Annotated in this window: 27 protein-coding genes and 1 tRNA gene; 12 read left to right on the forward strand and 16 right to left on the reverse strand. The window is 47.8% G+C overall.

Annotated elements, in window-relative coordinates:
- Positions 1 to 44 precede the first annotated feature (44 nt).
- The 3 genes from ACOMHB_RS04365 to ACOMHB_RS04375 form a co-directional block, all read right to left on the reverse strand.
- Positions 45 to 500, reverse strand: a complete 456-nt coding sequence (locus tag ACOMHB_RS04365) for a PIN domain-containing protein (protein ID WP_448215625.1) — start codon at positions 498 to 500, stop codon at positions 45 to 47.
- The gene (gene vapB / locus ACOMHB_RS04370) at positions 497 to 736 is read right to left on the reverse strand and encodes a type II toxin-antitoxin system VapB family antitoxin (protein WP_317143578.1); all 240 of its coding nucleotides are present in this window, start codon (positions 734 to 736) and stop codon (positions 497 to 499) included. Before vapB ends, ACOMHB_RS04365 begins: the two co-directional genes overlap by 4 nt.
- Before the next feature lie 142 nt (positions 737 to 878).
- Positions 879 to 1,331 (reverse strand): ImmA/IrrE family metallo-endopeptidase, encoded by a 453-nt coding sequence (locus tag ACOMHB_RS04375; protein WP_448215626.1) that lies wholly within the window; start codon positions 1,329 to 1,331, stop codon positions 879 to 881.
- 73 nt (positions 1,332 to 1,404) lie between these two features.
- Here ACOMHB_RS04375 and ACOMHB_RS04380 point away from each other — a divergent pair, with 73 nt between their 5' ends.
- Positions 1,405 to 1,836, forward strand: a complete 432-nt coding sequence (locus ACOMHB_RS04380) for a secondary thiamine-phosphate synthase enzyme YjbQ (RefSeq protein WP_422136777.1) — start codon at positions 1,405 to 1,407, stop codon at positions 1,834 to 1,836.
- 167 nt (positions 1,837 to 2,003) lie between these two features.
- The gene (locus tag ACOMHB_RS04385; protein WP_422136778.1) at positions 2,004 to 2,249 is read left to right on the forward strand and encodes a hypothetical protein; all 246 of its coding nucleotides are present in this window, start codon (positions 2,004 to 2,006) and stop codon (positions 2,247 to 2,249) included.
- A gap of 45 nt (positions 2,250 to 2,294) precedes the next feature.
- Here the strand turns inward: ACOMHB_RS04385 and selD are convergent, their stop codons facing one another.
- From selD to ACOMHB_RS04410, 5 genes are all read right to left on the reverse strand, one after another.
- On the reverse strand, positions 2,295 to 3,347 hold the full coding sequence (selD, locus tag ACOMHB_RS04390) for a selenide, water dikinase SelD (RefSeq protein WP_448215627.1): 1,053 nt from the start codon (positions 3,345 to 3,347) through the stop codon (positions 2,295 to 2,297).
- 184 nt (positions 3,348 to 3,531) lie between these two features.
- Positions 3,532 to 3,858 (reverse strand): hypothetical protein, encoded by a 327-nt coding sequence (locus ACOMHB_RS04395; protein ID WP_448215628.1) that lies wholly within the window; start codon positions 3,856 to 3,858, stop codon positions 3,532 to 3,534.
- 214 nt (positions 3,859 to 4,072) lie between these two features.
- Positions 4,073 to 4,558 carry a hypothetical protein gene (locus tag ACOMHB_RS04400; protein ID WP_448215629.1) on the reverse strand — a complete coding sequence of 162 codons (486 nt, stop codon included), beginning with the start codon at positions 4,556 to 4,558 and terminating at the stop codon, positions 4,073 to 4,075.
- Positions 4,559 to 4,775: 217 nt separating this feature from the next.
- On the reverse strand, positions 4,776 to 5,300 hold the full coding sequence (locus ACOMHB_RS04405) for a DUF2878 domain-containing protein (protein ID WP_448215630.1): 525 nt from the start codon (positions 5,298 to 5,300) through the stop codon (positions 4,776 to 4,778).
- Positions 5,301 to 5,313: 13 nt separating this feature from the next.
- Positions 5,314 to 6,711, reverse strand: a complete 1,398-nt coding sequence (locus ACOMHB_RS04410; protein ID WP_448215631.1) for an aminotransferase-like domain-containing protein — start codon at positions 6,709 to 6,711, stop codon at positions 5,314 to 5,316.
- A gap of 202 nt (positions 6,712 to 6,913) precedes the next feature.
- Between ACOMHB_RS04410 and ACOMHB_RS04415 the strand changes: the two genes are divergently transcribed.
- The 3 genes from ACOMHB_RS04415 to ACOMHB_RS04425 all read left to right on the forward strand — a co-directional run bounded on the left by ACOMHB_RS04415 (position 6,914) and on the right by ACOMHB_RS04425 (position 8,818).
- The gene (locus ACOMHB_RS04415; RefSeq protein WP_448215632.1) at positions 6,914 to 7,138 is read left to right on the forward strand and encodes a PhzF family phenazine biosynthesis protein; all 225 of its coding nucleotides are present in this window, start codon (positions 6,914 to 6,916) and stop codon (positions 7,136 to 7,138) included.
- On the forward strand, positions 7,138 to 7,752 hold the full coding sequence (locus ACOMHB_RS04420; RefSeq protein WP_448215633.1) for a LysE family translocator: 615 nt from the start codon (positions 7,138 to 7,140) through the stop codon (positions 7,750 to 7,752). Before ACOMHB_RS04415 ends, ACOMHB_RS04420 begins: the two co-directional genes overlap by 1 nt.
- 127 nt (positions 7,753 to 7,879) lie before the next feature.
- Positions 7,880 to 8,818, forward strand: coding sequence for a universal stress protein (locus tag ACOMHB_RS04425; protein ID WP_422136786.1), 939 nt, complete (start codon positions 7,880 to 7,882; stop codon positions 8,816 to 8,818).
- A gap of 31 nt (positions 8,819 to 8,849) precedes the next feature.
- On the opposite strand, the gene ACOMHB_RS04430 is transcribed toward ACOMHB_RS04425, so the two are convergent.
- Together ACOMHB_RS04430 and ACOMHB_RS04435 are read right to left on the reverse strand one after the other, a co-directional pair.
- On the reverse strand, positions 8,850 to 9,299 hold the full coding sequence (locus tag ACOMHB_RS04430) for a c-type cytochrome (RefSeq protein WP_448215634.1): 450 nt from the start codon (positions 9,297 to 9,299) through the stop codon (positions 8,850 to 8,852).
- 372 nt (positions 9,300 to 9,671) lie between these two features.
- Positions 9,672 to 10,319 carry an RING finger domain-containing protein gene (locus tag ACOMHB_RS04435; RefSeq protein WP_448215635.1) on the reverse strand — a complete coding sequence of 216 codons (648 nt, stop codon included), beginning with the start codon at positions 10,317 to 10,319 and terminating at the stop codon, positions 9,672 to 9,674.
- A 534-nt stretch (positions 10,320 to 10,853) separates the two neighbouring features.
- Between ACOMHB_RS04435 and ACOMHB_RS04440 the strand changes: the two genes are divergently transcribed.
- The 3 genes from ACOMHB_RS04440 to ACOMHB_RS04450 all read left to right on the forward strand — a co-directional run bounded on the left by ACOMHB_RS04440 (position 10,854) and on the right by ACOMHB_RS04450 (position 12,372).
- Positions 10,854 to 10,928, forward strand: a tRNA-Arg gene (locus ACOMHB_RS04440).
- Between the two features lie 551 nt (positions 10,929 to 11,479).
- Positions 11,480 to 11,704, forward strand: coding sequence for a hypothetical protein (locus ACOMHB_RS04445; RefSeq protein WP_448215636.1), 225 nt, complete (start codon positions 11,480 to 11,482; stop codon positions 11,702 to 11,704).
- A gap of 185 nt (positions 11,705 to 11,889) precedes the next feature.
- Positions 11,890 to 12,372, forward strand: coding sequence for a hypothetical protein (locus ACOMHB_RS04450; RefSeq protein WP_448215637.1), 483 nt, complete (start codon positions 11,890 to 11,892; stop codon positions 12,370 to 12,372).
- Between the two features lie 102 nt (positions 12,373 to 12,474).
- Here the strand turns inward: ACOMHB_RS04450 and ACOMHB_RS04455 are convergent, their stop codons facing one another.
- Positions 12,475 to 14,091 carry a VRR-NUC domain-containing protein gene (locus ACOMHB_RS04455; RefSeq protein ID WP_448215638.1) on the reverse strand — a complete coding sequence of 539 codons (1,617 nt, stop codon included), beginning with the start codon at positions 14,089 to 14,091 and terminating at the stop codon, positions 12,475 to 12,477.
- A gap of 65 nt (positions 14,092 to 14,156) precedes the next feature.
- On the opposite strand from ACOMHB_RS04455, the gene ACOMHB_RS04460 reads away from it, so the two are divergent.
- A complete protein-coding gene (locus ACOMHB_RS04460) occupies positions 14,157 to 14,420 on the forward strand; it encodes a hypothetical protein (RefSeq protein WP_422136791.1) in 264 nt (87 codons plus the stop codon).
- Positions 14,421 to 14,438: 18 nt separating this feature from the next.
- On the opposite strand, the gene ACOMHB_RS04465 is transcribed toward ACOMHB_RS04460, so the two are convergent.
- Both ACOMHB_RS04465 and ACOMHB_RS04470 read right to left on the reverse strand, forming a co-directional pair.
- On the reverse strand, positions 14,439 to 14,933 hold the full coding sequence (locus ACOMHB_RS04465; RefSeq protein ID WP_422136792.1) for a threonine/serine exporter family protein: 495 nt from the start codon (positions 14,931 to 14,933) through the stop codon (positions 14,439 to 14,441).
- Positions 14,933 to 15,721, reverse strand: coding sequence for a threonine/serine exporter family protein (locus tag ACOMHB_RS04470; protein WP_448215639.1), 789 nt, complete (start codon positions 15,719 to 15,721; stop codon positions 14,933 to 14,935). The genes ACOMHB_RS04465 and ACOMHB_RS04470 overlap by 1 nt, the downstream gene beginning before the upstream one ends.
- 485 nt (positions 15,722 to 16,206) lie before the next feature.
- On the opposite strand from ACOMHB_RS04470, the gene ACOMHB_RS04475 reads away from it, so the two are divergent.
- On the forward strand, positions 16,207 to 16,890 hold the full coding sequence (locus ACOMHB_RS04475) for a zinc metallopeptidase (RefSeq protein WP_448215640.1): 684 nt from the start codon (positions 16,207 to 16,209) through the stop codon (positions 16,888 to 16,890).
- A gap of 123 nt (positions 16,891 to 17,013) precedes the next feature.
- The gene (locus ACOMHB_RS04480) at positions 17,014 to 18,348 is read left to right on the forward strand and encodes a UPF0149 family protein (RefSeq protein ID WP_448215641.1); all 1,335 of its coding nucleotides are present in this window, start codon (positions 17,014 to 17,016) and stop codon (positions 18,346 to 18,348) included.
- Between the two features lie 88 nt (positions 18,349 to 18,436).
- Here the strand turns inward: ACOMHB_RS04480 and ACOMHB_RS04485 are convergent, their stop codons facing one another.
- Complete coding sequence (locus tag ACOMHB_RS04485; RefSeq protein WP_448215642.1) at positions 18,437 to 19,432, reverse strand: CobW family GTP-binding protein; 996 nt, start codon at positions 19,430 to 19,432, stop codon at positions 18,437 to 18,439.
- A gap of 156 nt (positions 19,433 to 19,588) precedes the next feature.
- Between ACOMHB_RS04485 and ACOMHB_RS04490 the strand changes: the two genes are divergently transcribed.
- Positions 19,589 to 20,206, forward strand: a complete 618-nt coding sequence (locus ACOMHB_RS04490; protein WP_448215643.1) for a hypothetical protein — start codon at positions 19,589 to 19,591, stop codon at positions 20,204 to 20,206.
- Between the two features lie 15 nt (positions 20,207 to 20,221).
- Here the strand turns inward: ACOMHB_RS04490 and ACOMHB_RS04495 are convergent, their stop codons facing one another.
- Both ACOMHB_RS04495 and chrA read right to left on the reverse strand, forming a co-directional pair.
- On the reverse strand, positions 20,222 to 20,686 hold the full coding sequence (locus tag ACOMHB_RS04495; RefSeq protein WP_448215644.1) for a hypothetical protein: 465 nt from the start codon (positions 20,684 to 20,686) through the stop codon (positions 20,222 to 20,224).
- 76 nt (positions 20,687 to 20,762) lie between these two features.
- Complete coding sequence (gene chrA / locus ACOMHB_RS04500; RefSeq protein ID WP_448215645.1) at positions 20,763 to 21,938, reverse strand: chromate efflux transporter; 1,176 nt, start codon at positions 21,936 to 21,938, stop codon at positions 20,763 to 20,765.
- Positions 21,939 to 22,148: the final 210 nt, after the last annotated feature.

Below are 22,148 nucleotides of genomic sequence, written 5' to 3' on the forward strand. Positions count from 1 at the left end.
AATCAGCGGTGAACTCTGGCAGTTACACAAGGCTCTTTCGTAGATCAGTTTGAACTCAATGACCTTTTTCTGCTGGTTTTTTGTGTTTTTACATTGGTCCAGTCTTCCACGAGCAGAGAGGGTACCCTGGCGAATTCACGGGTATTGTTGGTGATGCATGTCATGCCAAGACTTCGGGCATGACCCGCAATGAGATTGTCGTATACGCCGACTTGCTGGCCTCTTGAGCAAAGGTGTTGCCGGATATTGGCTGAGTGATCGGAGGCTTTTTCATCAAAGGGCAAAATGGACACCCTCATGAGAAACTCGTTTAGTATAATGATTTTGGTCTGCTTTCGTTTTTCGCTGTCTGAGTTATAAACACCGAACATCAGCTCATCATAGGTGATTGAGGAAATGAACATATCACCATTGTGGCTGGTTATCTTTTGGCGTACTTGCCTGGGGTCGTCTTTTTGCATAGCGAAGATAACCATGTTGGTATCCAGCATATATTTCATTCGCCCCAATCCCCCAGATCTCTGGCCTGCATGTCGGGTTGAGGCTGACGCTCAAACTCAACAGCGTTTTCATCAACCATCTGAAAGAATGAGTCCCAGTCTCCTTTTATCGGAGTGATCAGTATAGATTCTCCACGTTTGGAGATCCTGACACGATTTGTGCCTTCTGGCAGCTCAAGCTCTTTGGGGATTCTGACCGCCTGTGAACGGTTGTTTCTAAATACACTGGTTTCCATTTTTAGTCCTGTATATATATTTTGTATATCCAAAAAGTAGACTATAACAGCGGGTAGATCAATAAGTTCGGAGAGGTTGTCATCAATAGACGGCGCAACTATCGACGCCCCTGAGCTGGAAAATACTCTACTACCCCTTCGTTCAGTGTTGCTTTGCCTGATTTTCATCATTACATGAATGGCTGGTGTAGAATTGGGCAGCTAATGGCAGGCTTAGCCGGAAGGCTTCATCTTCGAAGCTTCGGTCCAGATAATGCTTTTTAAACTCACTGTTTTCGATTGAGCCTTCTTCCAGCTGCCGGACATGCACCAGTTCATGAGCCATGGTGACTCTTATTTCACTGGGTTCGAGTCCTTCTGCCAAGGCTATCAGGTACTTTTTCGGCCCGAGCGGTTTGGTAAAGCCCTTTATTTCGGGCTTATCCATCTTTTGTGTCAGATGAACAATAGTGACACCACTGACTCCCAGTTCTTCCATATAGAAAGCCTGCATAGCAAGAAAGTCACAGCCAAAGCTATTCAAATCGTTGGCGTGAGACAGTGCTGTCAGAAAAGAAAGAGGCAGTATGAAAGCAAACCAAAATCTCTGAATCATTAAACAGGCCTGTTAAGCTATCCAAAAGGGCTTAATGCCCAATGCAGTTCGGCAAAACAGGAGAAGACTTGATATGAGTTGGTTTCAGAAACTGATTCAACTGTCGGAAAAAGACAGGGGCTTCCATCTTATCACTGATGAGCTGGAGTCAAAGCTTCCCGAGCTTTCACTCTATCAGGTGGGTCTGGCTCATATCTTTATTCAGCACACATCCGCGTCCCTTACTCTGAATGAGAATACAGATCCGGATGTTCGTCATGATATGGAAACATTTTCCCTTCAAGCTATTCCGGATAGTGCCGACTACTATCGCCATGTTCTTGAGGGGGCTGATGATATGCCGGCCCATATAAAATCAAGCTTGTGGGGTGCCAGTGTGATGATACCTGTTACCGGGGGCCGATTTAATCTCGGGACCTGGCAGGGACTCTGGTTAGGAGAGCACAAAAAGCGCGGCGGAAAACGTCGCTTGATTGCGACTTTACAAGGCCGTCTATATAGGTAATTATAATTTCATTGGTCTTTTTTAACAGCAGTATATCAATGGAGGACTCGAACCGACTGGCGTTTTACCAACGCTGGACTATAACTAAAAAAAATCGGAACTAAAGTCTTAAAATATGGGTTGGAGCACAGATTGCTCCATTGACCAGTATCCAAGAGGAAATAGCTATGGCACGGAAAACGCCGAAAAAAGCTGCTGCTGGTTTTGACGGGGTTGATATCAGTTATCTGGGGAGTCGAGACGAACCCGCTGATCAACGCACAGTTGAATCCCGGAAAAAACTCAGAGAGAGTCTTAACGCTCAGGTAGAGGCCTTTCTTAAGTCCGGTGGTGAAATAGAAGAGGTCCCATCAAACGTTACTGCTGATCCGCCCAAAAAACCTTCGAGCGAATACGGTAACCGTACAATTTAAACCGATTTTTAAGCCCGACATTGTCGGGCTTTTTTTTTTGGCCTCTTATATCTGAACCCTCACTAAAGGGCCCTCTGAATATTCTTCCAGCTCACCAATAGACTCCAGTGAAAGACCATGCTGCCGGGTGATGGCCAGAAACGCTTCTTCGCTTTCCCTGTCCACAGCGACCAGTAAGCCACCACTGGTCTGTGGATCACACAGGAGTTGTTTTTGCTCTTCTGTGATGATCCCGGCTTTATGCCCATAACTGTCAAAATTGCGTACAGTACCGCCCGGAATGCAACCTTGTAGTTGGTATTCACTGACGTGGGGGAGTAGTGATAGAGCGCTCATTCTGATATTGGCCGCTACTTCGCTGCCTTCACAGACTTCAATCAGATGACCCAGCAGACCAAATCCTGTGACATCGGTCATGGCACTGATACCCGGTAATTGCGCCAGCTCTGAGCCAATTTTGTTAAGTGTGCACATGGCATCACGAGCCAGGTGGCTGTGTTCGTCCCTGAGCAGCTTTTTCTTCTGGGCTGTGGTGAGAATACCGACACCAAGAGGCTTGGTAAGGTAAAGCTTGCTACCTGCCCGGGCCTGGTCATTGCGCTTGAGCTGCTCTAGCGGTACTTTGCCAGTGACCGCCAGTCCGAAAATAGGCTCCGGTGCATCAATGCTGTGCCCACCTGCCAAAGGAATACCGGCATCAGCACAAGCCCGACGACCGCCATCGACAACTTTTGCGGCAATTTCAGGGGGCAGCCTATTCACTGGCCAGCCCAGAATGGCAATAGCCATCATGGGCTTACCTCCCATGGCGTAGATATCACTGATCGCATTGGTGGCAGCGATTCGTCCAAAATCGAAGGGATCATCAACAATAGGCATGAAAAAGTCAGTGGTGCTGATCAAGCCTTCACCATTTCCGAGGTCAAAAACAGCGGCATCGTCCTTGCTGGAGTTACCGACAATCAGTCCGGGGAAGTCAGGCAGCTGAAGGTTGGTTTTTAGAATGCCATCGAGAATTTGTGGCGAAATTTTGCAGCCGCATCCTGCGCCATGGCTGTATTCAGTCAGCTTGATGTTGTTGGTGTACTGGGAGGTCATTAAAATGCTCAAGAGGGATAAAATGGAAAAACCATGCACTTTAGCACTAATAGAAGTAGAAGCAAGCAGTGGGAGAGCCGGAGTCCCGGGAATCAATGCCAGATAACAGGCTACCAGGTTGTTAGTGCTGTCATCATTCTTTAGAAGGGAATTGTTTTAATTATCGTTCTCTTATGTTTTGTTGCTAATTAATGGGTGTCATTTCCGGCAGAATTTGGTTAAGGCCATCTGGTTCAATATATCGAATGGATGGGTCCTGCTGAGTCAGGCTTTCAATATCCAGCGATGAATCGGAAAGAAAAACAATGCCGCAGGATCCGAAGGGGCGTACCAGTGATATCGTCACCTCTGAAGAGAGTTTGTCCAGCTTTTCGATCAGTAGTTCTGCATCGCAGTTTTTAACAATACTTGAGTCAAATACGGCAACCCAGCGATGAGTATAGTGACTGAATTCTGAATATGAGAAGAGTGATAGTGAAGCAGTGAAGAAAAGCAGGAGTAAACGATTCATTATTTTCCTTCCAAAAAGTTAGATGGCTGAAAACGTATGTTACTAATCCAGTATTTTCGGAGAAAGAAGGCTCTGCCTGTTTTTATTAAGTAATAGCAGATATTTTTCACCTGTCCGGAAATAAAAAGAAAGGAGCCTTTTGTTATGATTATTCAAAACAGGCTCCGGTTCTTATTATTGTTTCTGGACGTATCATGGTAAATGAAAGGGCGCTTTAGTCATCAAGCTCAGAGAAAATCAGTTGTTTATAGGCAAAGACAATTTTGATTGAAGGTCTTTTCAGAATTTTTTGAATCCAGAAGCTGAACCATTGTGGTGCATTCATATCCTCTTCTTCATAATCGAACACTGTTGGCAGGTATTCAATGGGGTGAATCGTACCTTCGTCATCAATGACTGAGAAAAGTAAACCAGGTGGGTTGGCTATGCCGTCATTGCTTAGCCAGGGCTGGCAGAAAAAACTCATTTCAAGATCCATCGACCAAAGCTTAAAGTTCTTACTGACAATCAGTTTGAAGCGAGCCTTGTTTTTGGTTTTTCCCTCGCTCGCTATGTATTCAAGAGGCTCTGCACGGGCCGGCATTTTACGAACATTGAGGCCTTCTATGGGTTGGGTCCCGGACTCGAACCAGGACTTCATATCAGCTGCCTTTTGAGTCAGAAAGTTGCTGGCATTAACAGGGGGGGCTGAGACGGTCATCAAATACTTTCCTTTTTTATTTTCGCGCACTATGTCATCTAGAGCTCATCGCCCGGAAATGTTGTCAGGCTACACAGAAATGACGGCATATTACAATAGTTTATGTAACTAAAGTGATACTTTTGTGTAAGCGTATTTGAGAGCAGGCTTTTTTCGAGCCTGTTTTTGTGGCAGAAATTCGATAGCAGTGATTTTTCAGACTCAATAACAGGTGAGATTATTTCGGGTTCTGGAGACGATATTTTTCCCACCAGACATCAGAGAATGTCAGAATAATATTAATAATTATTGTTGCGGATATTGAAAGAATAGCCACTGCCTGCCATGTGGGCAGACAGGAAGAAACATAGGTAAACTCTAACAACAGGAAGTAATGTGCTGCACTCAAAATAATAAGAAACAGATTGCCTGTCAGTCTGCTTTTACCTGCCCAGCTCAGACTATGACGGATGGTCAGTCCCAGCATTATCCAGATACAAGCCAGCCATGGTGGAAGAATTCGACTCTCACCGGCAAATTGAAGAACGCTTATATTGCTCATCACACTGTCCAGGGCGCTACCGAGAATCAGGGTAATAAACATAATCTCCCGCTCTTTTTTCCATGAGCCGTAGGTAAAGAAGTGTACTATCAGAATGATGACTGCTGCGGCAACAGCCCAGGTTGATCGGGTTGTCATGCACACCAGCCAGCCTGCCAAAGCCAGGCCACTGTTAAGCCAGAAAGTATTCAGTTGTTTCATCTAAAAAAACCATTTAAAAGACAATGGGTCTGAAAACAGGTTTGGGGTCAGAGGCCAGAAGTTCGCTGATGGTTTCCAGTCCTCTTCTGAGTTGATCTCTTGATGATGGACTGCTAATACAGATTCTCACGGCCTGAGGCGCAGCCGAGCTGCCAACCGCAAAAACTTCAGAGTGCAACACTTTAACATTTTTACTTTCCAGCTGTTGGACAAATGTTTCTGCCCGCCAGGGTTCTGGCAGTCTCAGCCAGGCATAAAAACTATAAGGTTGTGACTGAATATCAAGGTGCCCGATAGTTTCTTTCAGAATGTCCTGCCGGTGCAGGATTTCTTCCCGCTGCCAGTCTGTCAGTTGCCGGGCTTCCCCGGAGTCAATCCATTCCGTTACCACTTCTGACATCAGTGGCGGTGCGCTCCAATAATTGTTTTGCATGGCAATTCTGATTTTGAGGTTCAAGTCTTTCGGGCTGCAAATAAAACCGACTCTCAGCCCTCCCGCCAGGAATTTGGAAAAACTTGAAGTGTACACCACTCGTTCCGGCGCAAGGCTATAGAGAGACGGTAAGCGGTTTTCAGGTGGAATAAACTGCACATCGTCTTCAAGAATCACAAGGTTATGCGCAGCAGCAACGTCCAGAATTTCCTGACGCCTGGCCAGTGGCATTAAAGTGGCCGTCGGGTTCTGAAGGTTTGGCGTCAGGTAGAGAAGACGGAGTTTGAATTGATCACAACATTGCTCCAGCGCCTCAGGCGTCAGACCGTGCTGATCCATGGCCAAACCCATATGGCGAAGCTGCCAGTGTCTGGCGGCATTAATAAATCCGCGGTAGGTCAGATATTCTGACGCGATAACATCTCCGGGCCTCATGAGACCCTGGAGGGTAAGCATGTTAGCGTTCTGGCCACCGGATGTTATCAGAATATTGTCTGGCGCCGCTTTCATTCCGTGATAGCCCATCCAGCGAACTATGGTCTCACGGTGCCGGGGGATGCCCGTTTCCGGATGGTAATCCAGTAAAGGCGACAATTGTTGCCATTTTTCGGCTATTGAACTTAGGCTCCTGGCCAGGGTTTGTTCTCGGTTGGCCGGGACGGGCAAGCTGAGGCTAAGGTCGATCAGGTCGGATTCCCGGGGCTCTGGAATAGAGAAATCTCTTTTTTCCCAGACCTTGCCAAGAACAAATGTACCACTTCCCACTCTTGCGATGATAAGCCGCCGTCGTTCAGCTTCAGCGTAGCCACGTGTAATTGTCCCGATGGTGACACCCAGTTGCTCAGATAGAGAGCGATGTGTGGGCAGCCGGTCGCCACTGTTTAGCTTGCCCTCCTTTATGGCTTCTTCTATAGCGTCAGCCAGCGCTTTGTATTTGGGACCGGAAAAACGATCCAGATCAGGTTGCCAGTCGATCATAGATTCAGCTATTTACATGATTGTCATGGTGACAATAAAAGGATTGAACCATTTTAAGCAGCCTATAAACTGCAATCAAATGAAAAAAGCAAAATAAAAACAAAATTGTATGGTGACAATTTATGCCGGTTGAAAGTAAAGGCAAACAAAACAAGAGAGTCCAAATCGTTTTTGATCGGACAACCGAAGAAAGGAACAAATAATGAAAGTGCTTCCCATTCATAAAGAAGATCCGGTCACCGGTTCAGCTCATACTATGCTAACTCCTTATTGGTCTGGACTATTGGGCAAAAGAACACTCAAAGCTGAACAGATTTCCCGAAGAACGGGGGAGCTGGGGTGTGAATGGGTTGAGGACAGGGTGTTGCTGCGTGGAGCCGCTGTACTCTTCCTCAAAGGCCAGATAACAGTAACGGGAGTTTCATAATGAGTGGCGAGTTGAGCATCGTTTTGTGGTCCCTGCTGGCTTTTGCTTTTTCCAGTACGATTACTCCGGGACCCAATAATGTCATGATCATGACCTCGGGGATGAATTATGGCACCCGACAGAGCATCCCCCATTTTTTGGGCATCTGTCTTGGCTTTCCTCTGATGGTGTTGTTTGTGGGTTTGGGGCTGGGGGCGGTGTTTGATCTTTTTCCAGTGCTTCACGATATTATCAAGGTTCTGGGTGTCGCTTATCTTCTATACCTTGCCTGGCTCATCGCAAAGTCTGCACCTGCCGATTTAAATGGCGGCAAGTCCAGACCACTGACTTTTATACAGTCAGCCCTGTTTCAGTGGGTAAACCCGAAGGCATGGATTATGGCGACAGGTGCCGTGGCTGCTTATACAACAGTGTCCGGAGATGTATTTCTGCAAGTGATTGTCATTGCCCTGGCCTTTCTGGTCGCTGCGATTCCCTGCGTAGGCGTCTGGTTATTTTTTGGTGTTCGTCTGAAAAAGGTGTTGCAACAGCCGTCTTATCAAAGGGCATTTAACATCACTATGGCGCTTTTACTGGTGCTGTCTATTATTCCGGTTATTGGTGAGATGATCTGAGGCGTTTTCTGGAGTCTTGCTTCCGGTGCAGCCAGGAACTGATATACACACTTCGTTCGTTCTGAGCTTGTCGCAGAATGGCGGCACGTAATTCGACAAGCCCGATGCGAACTGTATGGGGTTGACTATGCATGCTTTCAAGACCGTTATGGTGGCCATTACCAGAAGTCATACCAGCGAGCTCGAGTTAAGACAGGCCTTTAGGCTGGTGGCTGATAACCACGCCAGACTTATCATGGCCTTTTTTGATCAAAGCCTGGAAATTATGCGCAAGCTTCAGTTCATACCTCTGGAAAGCAAGCTGGAGGCTGCCATGAGAAAGCAGTTGGAACTGGATGCCGAGAAGTTCAGGCAACTGGCGTGGGAAGAAGGCATTGAAGCCGAAGTTCATATTGTCGCTGGCAAGCCAAGACAGCTCATTGCGGGTTTAATTGAAGAATTTGGTGTAGACCTGGTTATCAAGCTTGCAGATCCCTCTGGGGCATTGGTTCGTAATCAGTTAACTGGTAATGACTTGGCGCTGCTAAGAAAATGTCCGGTCCCTGTGTTGATGATGGCCTGCAGGGATCAGCTGCCTGATTTCACCGGCAAGATTCTGGTAGCGGTCGATGTCGGTGACCCGGACTCTGATGCGGTGGCCCTGAATAGAAATCTGCTCCTTCATGGTCACTATCTCAGCAGTCAGGAAGACGCTGAGCTGCATATAGTGACAGTCTGGAACCTGCCGTTGAACCAGCCTGCATTGAGGATGTTGGGTGATGAGGAGATCTATGATCTTCAGGAGAGCACTCATCAGCGCTATCAGCAGAGACTGGATAAGACTCTGGTTGATGCGGGCATTGATCCTGAATCTGACAGAGTAAAAGTACACCTGTTGAAAGGCAACGCTGCCAGAGAAATAGAGAATTTGGCCAACGAAATTAATGTGGATCTGATCGTTATGGGAACTCTGAGCCGTCATGCCCGTGGAGTACTGATGGGGAATACGGCTGAGAATATTCTGAACAATATCTACTGTTCAATTCTGGCTGTTAAGCCGGAAGGCTTTGTCAGTCCACTGGCCTGAGAGCCAGCGAAGCTGACAACACTGAAGCGTATCAGGGCTTGAGGCCACTCATGAATTCAATGGCGTTGCTGATCTCTTCGTCAGAGCAATCTCCGCAGGTTCCTTTTGGAGGCATGCTGCCGACACCTTTGATGGCATTACCCAGCAGCTTGCTGAAATCACCCGCTGCAGCCAGTTTGGTTTCCCAGACAGCCTTGTCGCCTTTCTTGGGAGCGCCAAGCAGACCGGAAGTATGGCAGGCAGTACAGAACTGGTTGAAGATCTGCTCACCGGAACGAGGACCACTGGCGGTGCTGGCAGTAGCACCGGCATTGGCAGCACACTCTTCACCTTCAAGACACACAGAGCCAAGAGGAGCGATGCGCTCGGCTACTTCTTTACGGGAAATATCATCCAGCTCAACAGGCTTGGCGAACGCCAGGACGGAAAACAGGCCTCCGACCAAGGCAATTAACGTACGTATTTGAGTTACCCGAGACACTCACTTATCCCCTATATCGACAAAGGCCCGCGGCACCATGTAATGAGTCAGTGGCACAATTTACTGTAATTGGCCAGTGGCACTTGGCTACGTCGGGCATCTCAACGCTTATGCTGCTTATGGTTAGATCTGGTGGACCTGAATAAACCATTGCGATGATCTTATTATTGTGTGCTCAGGGCACCGCCAGCAACCGAATTGTTTTTAAGCAACGCGGATTATAGATCAAAACGTTTGTCATATCAGCTAATTGTTTAACAGATTGATTGTATTGAACTATTTGTCGAAATATAAACATTGGTGCTTCTTTATTTGCGACACCCTCGATTGGGCGAGGGTTTACGCGGCGATTTTGCTAAATAAAATCAGCTGTCATTGTGTCTCTGTCTCTGTCTCTGCCTCTGCCACTGTCTCTGCCACTGTCTGAGTCTGAATCTGAGTCTCTGTCTGAGTTTCTGTCCGAGTCTCTGTCTGATTCTCTGTCTGAGTCTGTGTCTCTGGCTTGCATGTTATATCCATTAACATTCGAAAAGCTTCTACTGATTTCCACCGATCGGCTTCGCTTAACTCTGAAAAACGCTGAAAGAACAAATCAAGTAATGTTTTGTATAATCTTCTGTCATTATCGTCTCTTGGTGGACAATGGAGTTGTGATTGTACAAATAGAGCTGCTGCAGATAATAATTTAGGACTTGCCGGTTTGTTTTGTAGCTCGACAATCATATTTGCCTGAAGCTCTGGTCTGGAAAGTGCCTCAACCGCAGGTTCTTGCCCAAAACAAACACTATGATCTCCCGAACTTGCACCATGGTGTACTCGGGATCGCTGCCTGCAAACCGGGCATAACAGATCACGATGATTTGATCGCAATGTCTCTATACAATCCTTATGAAAATCATGTCCGCAACAAAGGCTGGTACTTTGCTGACCACTGATAATTTCATGCAGACAAATTGGACATACGTCAGCGTACCCTATTGTTAAAATTAAGTTGAAAACTAAAAAAATAAACAAGCGCATAAACAGCTACACCATTTTGATTTTAATAAAGAGAGCAAGCGTCACAAAAAAATCCACAGGAATGCATCTACTTGGCAGTCCCTGAATTTGTGATTAAGTGCTGCTTTGAGATTTGTGCTTGATGTATAGAAGGCAGTGTCATGTTCGTCCAGATCAGATTTCATCTTTTCTCATCAGTTCCCTGAGTTCATGGCAAATGCTGAATCTTACGTCACCTCGGATAGGGCGTTTGAAAAAGCAAAAAAGGTTGGTCACAGGTATTTCCACCAGACAAGACACGCTTATGCATGCAGGACCCCGGCTGCCAGGAAAGGTTATTAGCAGACAGTTGACGAATCCACCAAAACCTGTTCAGCTTGAGGTACCAGTGCCTAAAACCGTATTTGCGGCAAAAAGCCATAGACAGGCAGGAAGCTGATCAGTAATATTGGCCTCCGCTGAAAGCCCTGAAGTCAATTGGCTTTTAAACAGTCGTAGCTCAGCTGGACAGGGATTCTAACCTGCCTCAGCCCCGTCGGGGCTACGCCAGACGATGCTCTCGTGGTGTAACGGATAACACGCGGCCCTCCGGAGGCTGAGATTGGGGTTCGATTCCCTACGAGAGCGCCATTTCATTGATTGTCCTTGTTGACACCGAATAATGAACCTTTCCGGGTTCCGTCACGCTATTCCCATGCATCACATATCAGAGACTGTGCCTGTCAGGCACTAAGCAATGATCCCTGCTGCTCCGTGATTGTTGACAGAGAGAAAAATTCACTTTTCTGACAAAAACTGAGGAACTTTTTTAATGTACCTTAGTCCAATAAAGTAATAACAACATAAATCATTAATGGAGGTAGGATGTTATGCAGGTATCAGGAAGTGCAACAATATTAGAATGTATTTGCCCAGACCCAACGACGAAAACTGCTCGAAAACACGGCATTCTTGGCGGAACTTCTGCATGTTGTGGAGGCCTGATTGCTGGCTTCACCGGGAATGCGCTGCCTCTCGCAACCGCAAGTACTTACGCAGGATTTCTTATCGGGTGCTCTTCTGGTTGCTGTCTTGGTGGTCTGTCTTACGCGGCTTGTAGTGCATACCGGACTGAAGGCTGCACTATCCGCTGCCGTCGTATAACTGAGACAAACGTCGCCTGTCACAGACATCTGCCAGTAATGAACCAACCCGGAAGTAACCCCATGCTTCAGGGGTCATTCCGTGCTGATGAAGACGCCGGTAGCCATTCTTATCCGCCCATTATTTCAATGCAACCGCCACCCTATGAAGAAAGAGACAGTCGAGCCACCCTGACCACACCTGCAGATCCTCCGCCTCCCTACCAACGACATGACTCAGCGCCGGATGGGCAAGAGGAAATTTTTTCAGAAACTACGGTTTGAAAAAGCATTTAAAGTATTAACTCACTCTCAAAGGCTCTGGATGTTTTCTGACAAAAACTGAGGAACTTTTTTCAGATACTTTAGTCCAATTGAATAATGACAACATAAATCATTAATGGGGGTAGGATGTGATGCAGGTAGCAGGAAGTGCAACAATAGTAGAATGTATTTGCCAGGACCCGACGTTGCAAAGTGCTCGAAGACACGGGATTTCTACTGGAATTTCTACAGGCCTTGGAGGTGCTGTTGGTTGCCTTTTAGGGAGTGTTGCCACTATTGGAAGTGGAACTAGTCCCACAGGACTTATTATCGGTGGCATTACTGGCTCCAGTATTGGTTGTCTGGCTTACCCAGCAGTCAGTGCATATCGGAACGATGGCTGCAGTATCCGGTGTCGTCGTATAACTGAGGCAGATGATGTCTGTCGCAGACATTTGCCAGTAATAGACCAGCCTGAAAGTACTCCCGTGCTTCAGGGTTTACTCCGGGCTGATGAAGATGCCGGTAGCCATTCTTATCCGCCCATTATTTCAATGCAACCGCCACCCTATGAAGAAAGAGACAGTCGATCCACCCTAACTGCACCTGCAAACCCTCCACCAGCTTATCAAAGAAATACCTCAGCGTCGGACGGGGAAGAGGAAATCTTTTCAGAAACCGGACTCTGAAAAAGCATTTAAGCCTGACCAAGATTAAAGGAAAGTCGGTCCAGTTTAGTGTGCGTTTACCCAAAGAGGCTGATCTCGGCGATGGTCATGACACCATTCTGACTACTGCCAACCGACATAAATAACTTCAGCCGGTATATCGTGTTCGGAAAAAAATGAAAGCCAGCGTTTCTGATTTTCCTGAAGTCGGTCACCAGGGCCTTTTACTTCTAACCATCGATACTCCCGGGTTTCTGGCTGAAAAAGAATCAAGTCGGGAAAGCCAGTACGATTATGGGCAAAGTCGAAAACCAGTTTTTCCAGCATGGCTTTCAGGTGAGGCCGGGGTATCAGGTCGCAGGCAAGCGTGATTAACTCTTCTGACAGCCTGGGCCAATAGATTAAACGGTTGGAAATGCCCCGCTTTTGTTGATAAATAGTCAGAGCCTCCCGGGTCACATCAGACGTTTTCAGTTGTCTGAATCTTTTTTCAAACAAATTCTGTCGTTTACGGTAAAAGTCGGGGGTCGATAAGTCAGCAGGCGCACTCTGGAAAGGATGAAAGAAGGCATCTGGAATATCGGCAAACAGAATGTCCCAGAACAGCAGACCTGCCAGCCCGCAGATCAGAGTATTTTCTACATAGAATGTTTTCCAGCCATTATTCTGAAAGTGTTTTTGCACCTGAAATTCAACCCTTTCGCTGCTATCAGCTAGGGAAAGGCGTTTTTCAGAAAAACGGGATTGTTTTCGTAAGGTTTTCTCCCCCCTTAATTTTCTGATGAATCGTTTGGCAAACTCCAGCTCCATATCGCTGGCAGGTTGTTTCAGAATATGGGTGCAAATCGTTTCGCTGGTCTTTATCTCTCCAAGCTTTTGGTGGATACGAGCCATTCTTTCCAGAGCTGGCGGCAGGTTTGATTGTGCAAACAGGCTCAGAGCTTCATCGAACCGTTCTTTACGCTCCAATTCCCTGGCGATCCGGTTGACCAGGCGGCTGAAGCGCCTCTTTAGAATGGGGCTGGCAGGTGGGGCGGGGAGTTCATTTTGTAAATGGCAAAGGGCTTGAGAGTCTTTATCAAATTCTGCTTCATAAGCGAGAATGCCTAACTTAGATAGTTGTAAAGCGTCGTTTAATTCCTGCCGGGTTTTGAATAGTCGATTGCTTTTTTCCAGAGGGTAATTTTCAAACTTATAAAGTCCCAGGTCTTGCAGCACAAATTCGGTCAGATTCTGATGGAGATTACCAAAAAACAGGAATTGTAGATTCTGAACCTGTTCGGCGAAAAGAGGCTTATAAATATCAAAAGGCAGATCGGGTGACTGAGAGACTTCAGCCACAATCCGTTCAACAAGTTCAGGTCTTTTCAACTTCGAGGAAAGGCCACTGACTGAGCTGAACCACTTCAAGAGCTCTGGCTTGGTGCCAAGTTGAACCAGTTCCGAGACGTTAATATCAGGATTAACAGCCAGTAGCCCCAGCTTCTCAAGCTCACGGGCTGCCGGGGTTATGGCCAATATTTCCGGATACTTCAATAAGTCTGAGCGGAACAAGGGGCCCTTTCTGCAAATCAGACGTACATAGAGACGCCGGGCAGGTTCAGAGGCAGCATGGAAACAGCTGAGAAAACTATTTTCATCATCCACCAACAGGTCTTCATAATGATGATTAACAAAATCCAGCAGTGACAGGAAGTTGGTTAGATAATAGTCTTCCGGAATTTCAACCATTTCAGTCATCGTCAGGCTGCCAATCGATAAGGTAAAACGCTAAGATTACCCCATTTAATAATCGGAAAACTGCCATGATTGATGATGATCTGGTCACTGAGGCGCATTTGCTGGAAATCGTAGAAAACCAGCTGACCGGGAATAACCCCACAAGGGTTAAAGAGACACTGCTCAGGCTGACCATGACGGGTATGGATAGACAGGAAGCCATGGACTATATTGCCTGCGCCCTTTCGGTCGAGATTATCGATGTGATTCAAAATGATGCGACTTTCAATCTGAACAGATATGAGCAGAATCTCGATAAACTGCCTGACACTCCCTGGATGACAACTTAACCAGCTACTTATGAGAAATTAGACTCTTGTGCGACGGGATTTCAGGAAACGGATGTCTTTGACACTGCGATTCTTAAAGAGCAGAGATGGAATGGTGACGCCGACGGCGAGGGATAAAAGAATAAATAGTGTATTCAACCCATAGCTGACGGTTTGCATTAAAAGATCGCTTGAGAAGGTGGTGGCCTGGCTCATCTCCATAAGCCCCATAATGCTTCTATAGGCATAGACGCCCGGCACCATCGGAATAACAGCGGGTGCCATAAAAACAGTAGTAGGCGTGTGCACCCAATGTGCTAACTGAATCGACAGCAAGCCCATGGTGCATGATGCCAGCAGTGTGGATGTCAGTAAATCGAGACCAAACTGCAGGGCTACACCTCTCAGCCCGTATCCCAGGGCAGCCAGAAAAGCTGAAGCCCAGAATGCCCGAATAGGCGAAGTGAACAGCGTAGCATAGCCCATGGCGACCAGAGCAGCCCAAAGACACTTTTCTAACAGCAAGCCGCTCATTATTGATGAACTCCCAACATTGCGGAGCTGATGACGATACCTGTGGCAATGGCAAATGCGATAACAATGCCCTGCGTGGCGCGTGCCTGTCCGACAATAATATAGCCATGCATGAGATCAATAATACCGTTGATCAGCGGCACGCCCGGAATCAAAAAAAGAACGGAAGTGGCTACAGCTATTTCCGGAGAATCTCCCCAGTGAAACACCAGACCCAGTCCACTGATAGTACTGGCGATAAAGCCAGCAGCGACAACGGTCAGGGCAAGGTTATAACCCTTGGCCAGCAATATATTTCGGGCTGTAAAGCCAATGGCTGTCGCCGCACCTGCCAGCAGCATGGCCAGAACTTCTCCGCCGGCCAGTCGACAAAAGGCCATACCTGCCAGAGTTATCATGACCAGCAATACCATTTTTGGGTAATGAGGAATGCTTCGGATGCGCTCTATTTCTATGGCAATGTCGGTCATGGGCCAGTTTTCAAAAGCGACTTTCCAACTCATTCGACTGATGGCGGATACCACACTGAGGTTTACAGCGTAATTGCCAACTCTTTTAAAAGCAGTGTGTTGAAGGTGGGGGCTCTCTCGATCAGATAGAGTCAAAGTAATCCCGGCAAAGGAGAAGAATAGTTCAATGTCATATCCCAGGGCATAAGATATTCGTCGTATATTACGATCAACCCTGTTTGTATGTGCACCGGATGACGTAAGCAGAACAGCGATATCCAGCAGAAGGCTGGACACGGCTCGGTGATTATACTCAGGGGCAAAATTCGATATAGCCATGAAAAGCAGATTCTGGAGTGAGGCAAGGATTCAGAAACCAGATCGGCCAATAATGCCAGGCTTCCCGATTCAGGTCAGGATTTTAGCAAACAGCAGAGATAGAAATATACCGCCATTGAACCACGCCAGCGACGGACACTTATATGAGCTGGCAGCCGAGATATGATATAAAGCTTCTCAGCCACAAGTGAAAAAGTGAAATTATTTTTCATTATGAAAGACCTTTTCACAAACAGTAAGCGGTAATATGGGCTGAAAAACATGCTGCAATTCTTTAAAGATGTAAAAAATATGCATTGGGCCCCAAGGCTGATTCTGGCCCTGGTCGTCTTGAAAGTGATCGCCGACGTGGTACGTGAACAGGCCATTTTTTAATCCTGAAAGCGTATAAAAACGCTGCAAATCAAGAGAATGGCTGAGCGAAAAGCTCGATAGTTTACGAAATTTCCGGGCTAAAACATTATCAATGGATTGGAGAGCATGGAATGGTCTTTGTCATCCTGGGGTTGTTGATTCTTGTTCTGGTGTTTGGTCCCCAGATCTGGGTAAAGCGAACAATCAGACTACATAGCAGTGATCGTCCGGATCTCCAGGGAACCGGTGGCGAGCTGGCTGAACATCTTGTGGAACGCTTTGGCCTTGAGGGTGTAAAGGTTATCAAAGGCAACCAGGGAGAAGACTTCTATAACCCGGAAGAGTGGCTGATTTCGCTTTCTCCGGAAAACTACGATGGACGTTCAGTTTCAGCAGTTGCTGTCGCGGCCCATGAAACCGGACATGCGCTTCAGCATCAGGAAAAACATGCCGGATTTATGCTTCGTCAGAGGCGGATACGTCTCGCCATAACCATAGAGCGTTTCAGTGCCATGGCACTGATGATTACGCCACTGATTTTCGCCCTGACCCGGGTTCCACACAGCATGTTGCTAACGGTTTTGGTCGGTATCTCCGGTATGCTAGCGGCCATCTGGGTGCAACTGATCAATTTGCCCGTTGAACTGGATGCCAGCTTTAAAAAAGCCCTGCCCATTCTGGCGGAGGGTTACCTGTCAGAAAAAGATATGCCTGCTGCCAGAGAGGTATTAAAAGCGGCTGCCATGACTTATGTTGCTGCAGCGCTGGGCAGCCTGCTTAATCTTGGCCGCTGGATTGCTATTCTCAGACGTTAGTTTGAATGAGCGTCATAATCTCTCCGGAGTATTTATTCTGAAGGAGCTCGAGGATGTTGGATTAGTTGAACTGATCTACTATGATTGCGTGCCTTTCTGTACGGATCACCTTCGGATATCTCCATGAGTCCTTATACCTCTCCTATTTCTGAACTTCTTGGTCTGGGCCACTGCGACTGGCAGGATTGGACGGATTACAGCCGTTTTGAATTTAATGAGTCGCACATCCCGGAGCTGTTGAAGTTGGCTCAGGACTGGGCCTTCTTTGACCATGACGATGCCGATACCGTCTGGTCACCCGTTCATGCCTGGAGAGTTCTGGGTATTCTGCAGGCAAAAGAAGCGGTAGAACCTCTGCTGGAGCTGTTCTACAAAGATGATGAACATTTTGTGATTTCAGAGTATCTGCCTTCTGTGGTCGGTCGTCTTGGTAAAGTGGCCACTGATCGCCTTTGGAGCATTGCCAGAAACACCGGGGAAAATGAAGATGCCCGGGATCTGGCTATAGAGTCTCTGCGCTGGAATGCGACTTACCATGACGCGGATCGTGAAAGCACAGTAGCAGGCCTTCAGCAGCTTCTGGAAGACAGGGAAGATGATGGGAACTATCTGAATACGGCCTTGGTCGGTGCCCTGATCGATCTGCACGGCAAAGAAGCAGCTAAAGTCATCCGCGATGCTTTTGAGCGTGGTAAAGTTGATCGTGAGGTTCATGGTGATATTGAGGACGTGGAGATTGAGCTGGGTTTGAGAGAAACCCGTTCCTTCATTCCTGACTGGCGTTTTGACGATGCCCAGAAGGCAACATTGGCAACCATGCTGTCTGAGTATGGCCAGATGTCCTATCAGGAATTGGAAGGTTTCCTGTTTGGTATCTGGGGCTCGCCTCAACCGGTGCCACCCAACCGCTGGTTTAAAAAAATCTTTGGTGAAACACCTGCTTTTAGGGATGCGCAGCAGGAAAAAGATGCTCACCGTATATTGTTTAATCTTTGCGACACGATTGAGCGGACTGCTGCAATGGGGCTGGATATCATTCCTGAAGACTGTCTGTCAGAAACGCCGGAAGATGAGCTGTTCCCCAATCTTCAAAAGTGGTCCAAAGGTTTCGGTGAAGCCAATGCCATGCTGGTGAACTTCTGGGAAGAAATATTCCAGCACCAGGCCATGAAAGAGCTGGAAGAATCCTGGACGGCCTGCACCATTCTCCTCAGCGTCTGGTCCAACCCTGAGCAGCTAATGGATAAAGCCAAAAAACCGGGGGGGCCTGACATTGGCAAGATGCTGTCTGCAGTGCCCTCTGTAGCCAGGGAGCTGGCTTCCATTGACTTGGGAGTTCGCACCCGTTGGGAAGCCATTACGGAAACGCCAGATCCGGTTTCTGTTACCAAAATTGGTCGCAATGATCCTTGCCCCTGTGGCAGTGGTAAAAAATACAAGAAGTGCTGCGGCGCTTGATTCTGGCAAGCTTATTATCCAGATGAAACACAACACTTTCTGGAAACGGGATCTCATGGAGGTCCCGTTTTTGTAACTGGTAAAGCCTTCACTCTGAATCAGGCACCAATCCTGCTGCCTGGCACAATAACTCTTCAATCTCATCCCATGCCAGAGGTTCGTTGTGAATCACCTCAATCCGACTGTTATCGCATTCTTCCAGTTCCATGATGCTGACTACTCCATCCTGGGCATTAAATGCCCTTGGCCCGAGATGGGTATTAACCACAGCTTTCAGACGTTTGGCGGGTATGCTGTTGAACAGATGAAACAGTGCATCGAAGGAAAACACCAGCATTGAACTGTACAGCCAGCCACAGCTGAAATGGCCCTGTCCCTTGTTCTCTCGCCGGATAAACAGCTCGCCATCAGGCAGTTGCAGGGGGGCGGTTTGGGGCATGGCGCTGTGTGAGTGATGCGCATCCGGGTGCAGAGCGACCTGATGGCCTTTGGGAAGATCCAGCCATTGCTGCTCCAGTGCGCCATGGGCCACCCAGGCTGTTTTGAGTGTTTTGTTTTCCATAGAGCTGCAGAAGTCGTCAAAACGCTCTTTGTCGGAATCCTCACAACAGTCGGTCTTATTGGCCACGATAACGTCTGCCAGAGCGATCTGATCCTGAAAATTTTCGTTATCCAGATACCGTTGGTCTTTCAGATTCCGGGGGTCCACCAGACAGATACTGGCTTTCAGGTCGAGTACATCGCAATAGTGCTCACCTGACAGCGTCTGCAGAATCTGCTCCGGATGCCCCAGCCCTGTGGGTTCGATCAGAATACGGTCTGGTTTGCTGCGGGCAATCAGCATATTCAACCCTATCTGCATGGGCAGCCCGGCCACGCAGCACATGCAGCCACCGGGCACTTCCCGGACAACTGCGCCTTTGCCCGACATTATGGCGCCATCAATGCCGATTTCTCCAAACTCATTCACCAGCACACCCCAGGTTTCGTCTCTGGGCTTGTTGGCAAGAAGATGAAGGATCGCAGTGGTTTTACCGGATCCGAGGAAGCCGGTAATCAGGTTAGTAGGGATTGCTTTGGTCATGACATCTGAAACTGATTGAGGTTGTTACAATATAACGTTTTTGGCGAAGGTATGGGAGAAGAATTTCGCTAAACACCGTCTACTGATGGAAGAAACCTGAAAATCGTCGATAGTTAGATGTAAGGTATTTTCAGCTTTCAAGGAGGATTATGAGCCATGGCTGGACCAGTAAATTTTCTCAAAGGCTTGGTGGGAGCGTCACCTTCACAGAGTTCGAACAAGGTCAAAGGCAAGCAGGTCGGGCGATATGATCATCGAGCTGCTGAGGCTGTCGATGGCAAACCCATCCTGAAGGAGTCAAAAGAATTCTTTTTGGCTCAAGCTCATCATCTGGAAAAACAGGCTGGACAGTACAGATCGAAGGTTGCGCAACAGTGCACACTAGAGCAAGCTCAAAAAGTCAGAACCCAGGCGGAAAATGCCAAAACCAGTGCCCAGCTCCAAAATGAAAAAATTCGTAAGGAACAAAAAAGCCGAATGGCCGAAGCAAAGAGAGCAAGACAGAAGGGTCCTCTGAATCAGATAAAAAAAGCCGCAGTTAAGGTTGTTGATGCCGTCAAGCATGAAGCAGAAGAACTTTATCAGACTGCATCACATGCTGTCGAATGGGGGGGGCGTCAGGTCAGATTAGTTAACGAACAAGATGTATTGAACAATATGATTAAGCAAAAAGACAAATTGAAGTGGTATAAGAACCCTGCAGAAAGCTTTCAACTGTGGCGGGACATAAGGCAGGTGAGAGCCAGAATCAAGACTCTCGAGAAGGAAAAGTAACAGTAAAACATCCGCTCACAGGGAAGTTTTTTTAGTCATATTGACTTCCCTTAGTCCTTCGATATGACTCCCCAGCCGCCAGATTATGAATAAACTCACCAATGTGGCGACGGATTCAAAAATAAGCTCTGACTGTTCCATGGGTGCAAAAGCCAATATTAAAAAGATCGGCAGGCTGAACACCAACGCTCTCATGGTGACGACCCAACCTATTGAAATCAGTCGGGTCCAGAACTGTTCTCCCTGAAGACCCCCGTTGCAGAGCCAGGCGTAAAAGATAGCAATGACAGGAATCAAGAGCTCTATGGCCTCAAGCCAGACTGAATGGGCAGAGCGGTCATTGATGCTTCCAGGAAAAAAAGCCAGGGTTAGAAATGCCAGCCAGCATATCGCATAGAGGTATGTTTCCCGACCAGAGAGAGGCTTCTTTATCAGTCGTTCCTTCAGCCAGTTGATATCCCAGAACACCACGAATTGCATAATCGTACCCTCCAAAAGCTTATATAGTTTAGAGTCTCCGGGGAGTGAAAAGTTCCCCGGAAGTGTCTGCTCAGTGTCAGATCAACAGAAAACCAATGCCTGCAAAAAGGGGAACCATCCAGGCAATTGGCAGCTTCCAGACAGCCAGAAGCAGATAAGCCAACAATGCCAGGGCAACATCCTGAGCATCCTTGATGGCCAGCGTAATCACCGGATTGTAAAAGGCTGCCAGAAGCAAGCCTACCACCGCCGCATTAATGCCATTGATAGCGGCTCTCAGCTTTGGCATGGCTTTCAGACGGTTCCAGAAGGGCCAGGCCGCTGCCAGCAGAAGGAAAGAGGGAGCAAAAATACCCAACAGAGCGGCCAGTGCATGGGAAATACTGTAGCTATCGCCGTATACACCGCCCAGAAAAGGAGCCAAGGCAAACATAGGGCCAGGTACTGCCTGGGCGGCACTGTAGCCAACCAGAAAGGCGTCCGGGGTAACACCGCCGGGATGTACAACTTCAGCCTGAAGCATCGGCAGAACAACATGACCGCCGCCAAACACCAGAGCACCGGCGCGATAGAAACTGTCAAACAGGCTCAGGCTGGTAGAGTCTGACATATCTGCAAAGAAAGGCAGCAAGATAAGGCCGGCAAGAAAAAGAACCAGTGCAGCAAAGGCCTGTCGTTTGCTGCCTTTAACCCGGGCATGGTCGTCATGAGCAGACTGATCTTTGTAGATGACGAATCCACAGGCTGCCGCCACAAAAATCACCCCAATCTGGGTGAATACGTGGGGGAGCAGCAACATGGCCCCTGCCGACAACACCGCTAATGTCACCCTGGGACGATCCGGACATAATGATTTGCCCATTTTGATGAGGGCATCTGCCACGACAGCAACGGCAAACAGCTTGATGCCCTGTAGCATTCCCATAGCGGCAGGGATGCCGGATATCTCACTGTAGCCCAGTGCCAGCAGGATCATGATCAGGGCAGAAGGAAGGGTGAAACCCAGGAATGCGGCCACAGCACCCGGCAGGCCGGCACGTTCAAAACCTATGCTCATTCCCACCTGACTGCTGGCCGGTCCGGGCAGCATCTGGCAGAGGGCTACGGTGTCAGCGTAATCTCTTTCGCTGAGCCATTTGCGACGTCCTACAAACTCTTTATGAAAGTAGCCAATGTGGGCTGTGGGTCCCCCGAAGGAGTAGCAACCCAGCACCAGAAAGCGCCAGAAGATGTCGAGAATCGAGTGTCTCATAAACTGTCCTCACAAATATTGCCCGCCATTGTAAGGATGGGTATGTCATTAATCGAATGAATTCACTTAAGTACCTAACCAGTTGGTTTCGCATATTCTGGACGGCGGCTTTTTCCACCCTTCTGCGTTCCAACTCTGGTTGCGTAGCTATGGCTACGCGCCCGTCGTTGCGCCTTGAAGGATGAAAAAATCCACTCGCCAGAATATGCG

Source organism: Endozoicomonas sp. 2B-B (assembly GCF_053470045.1).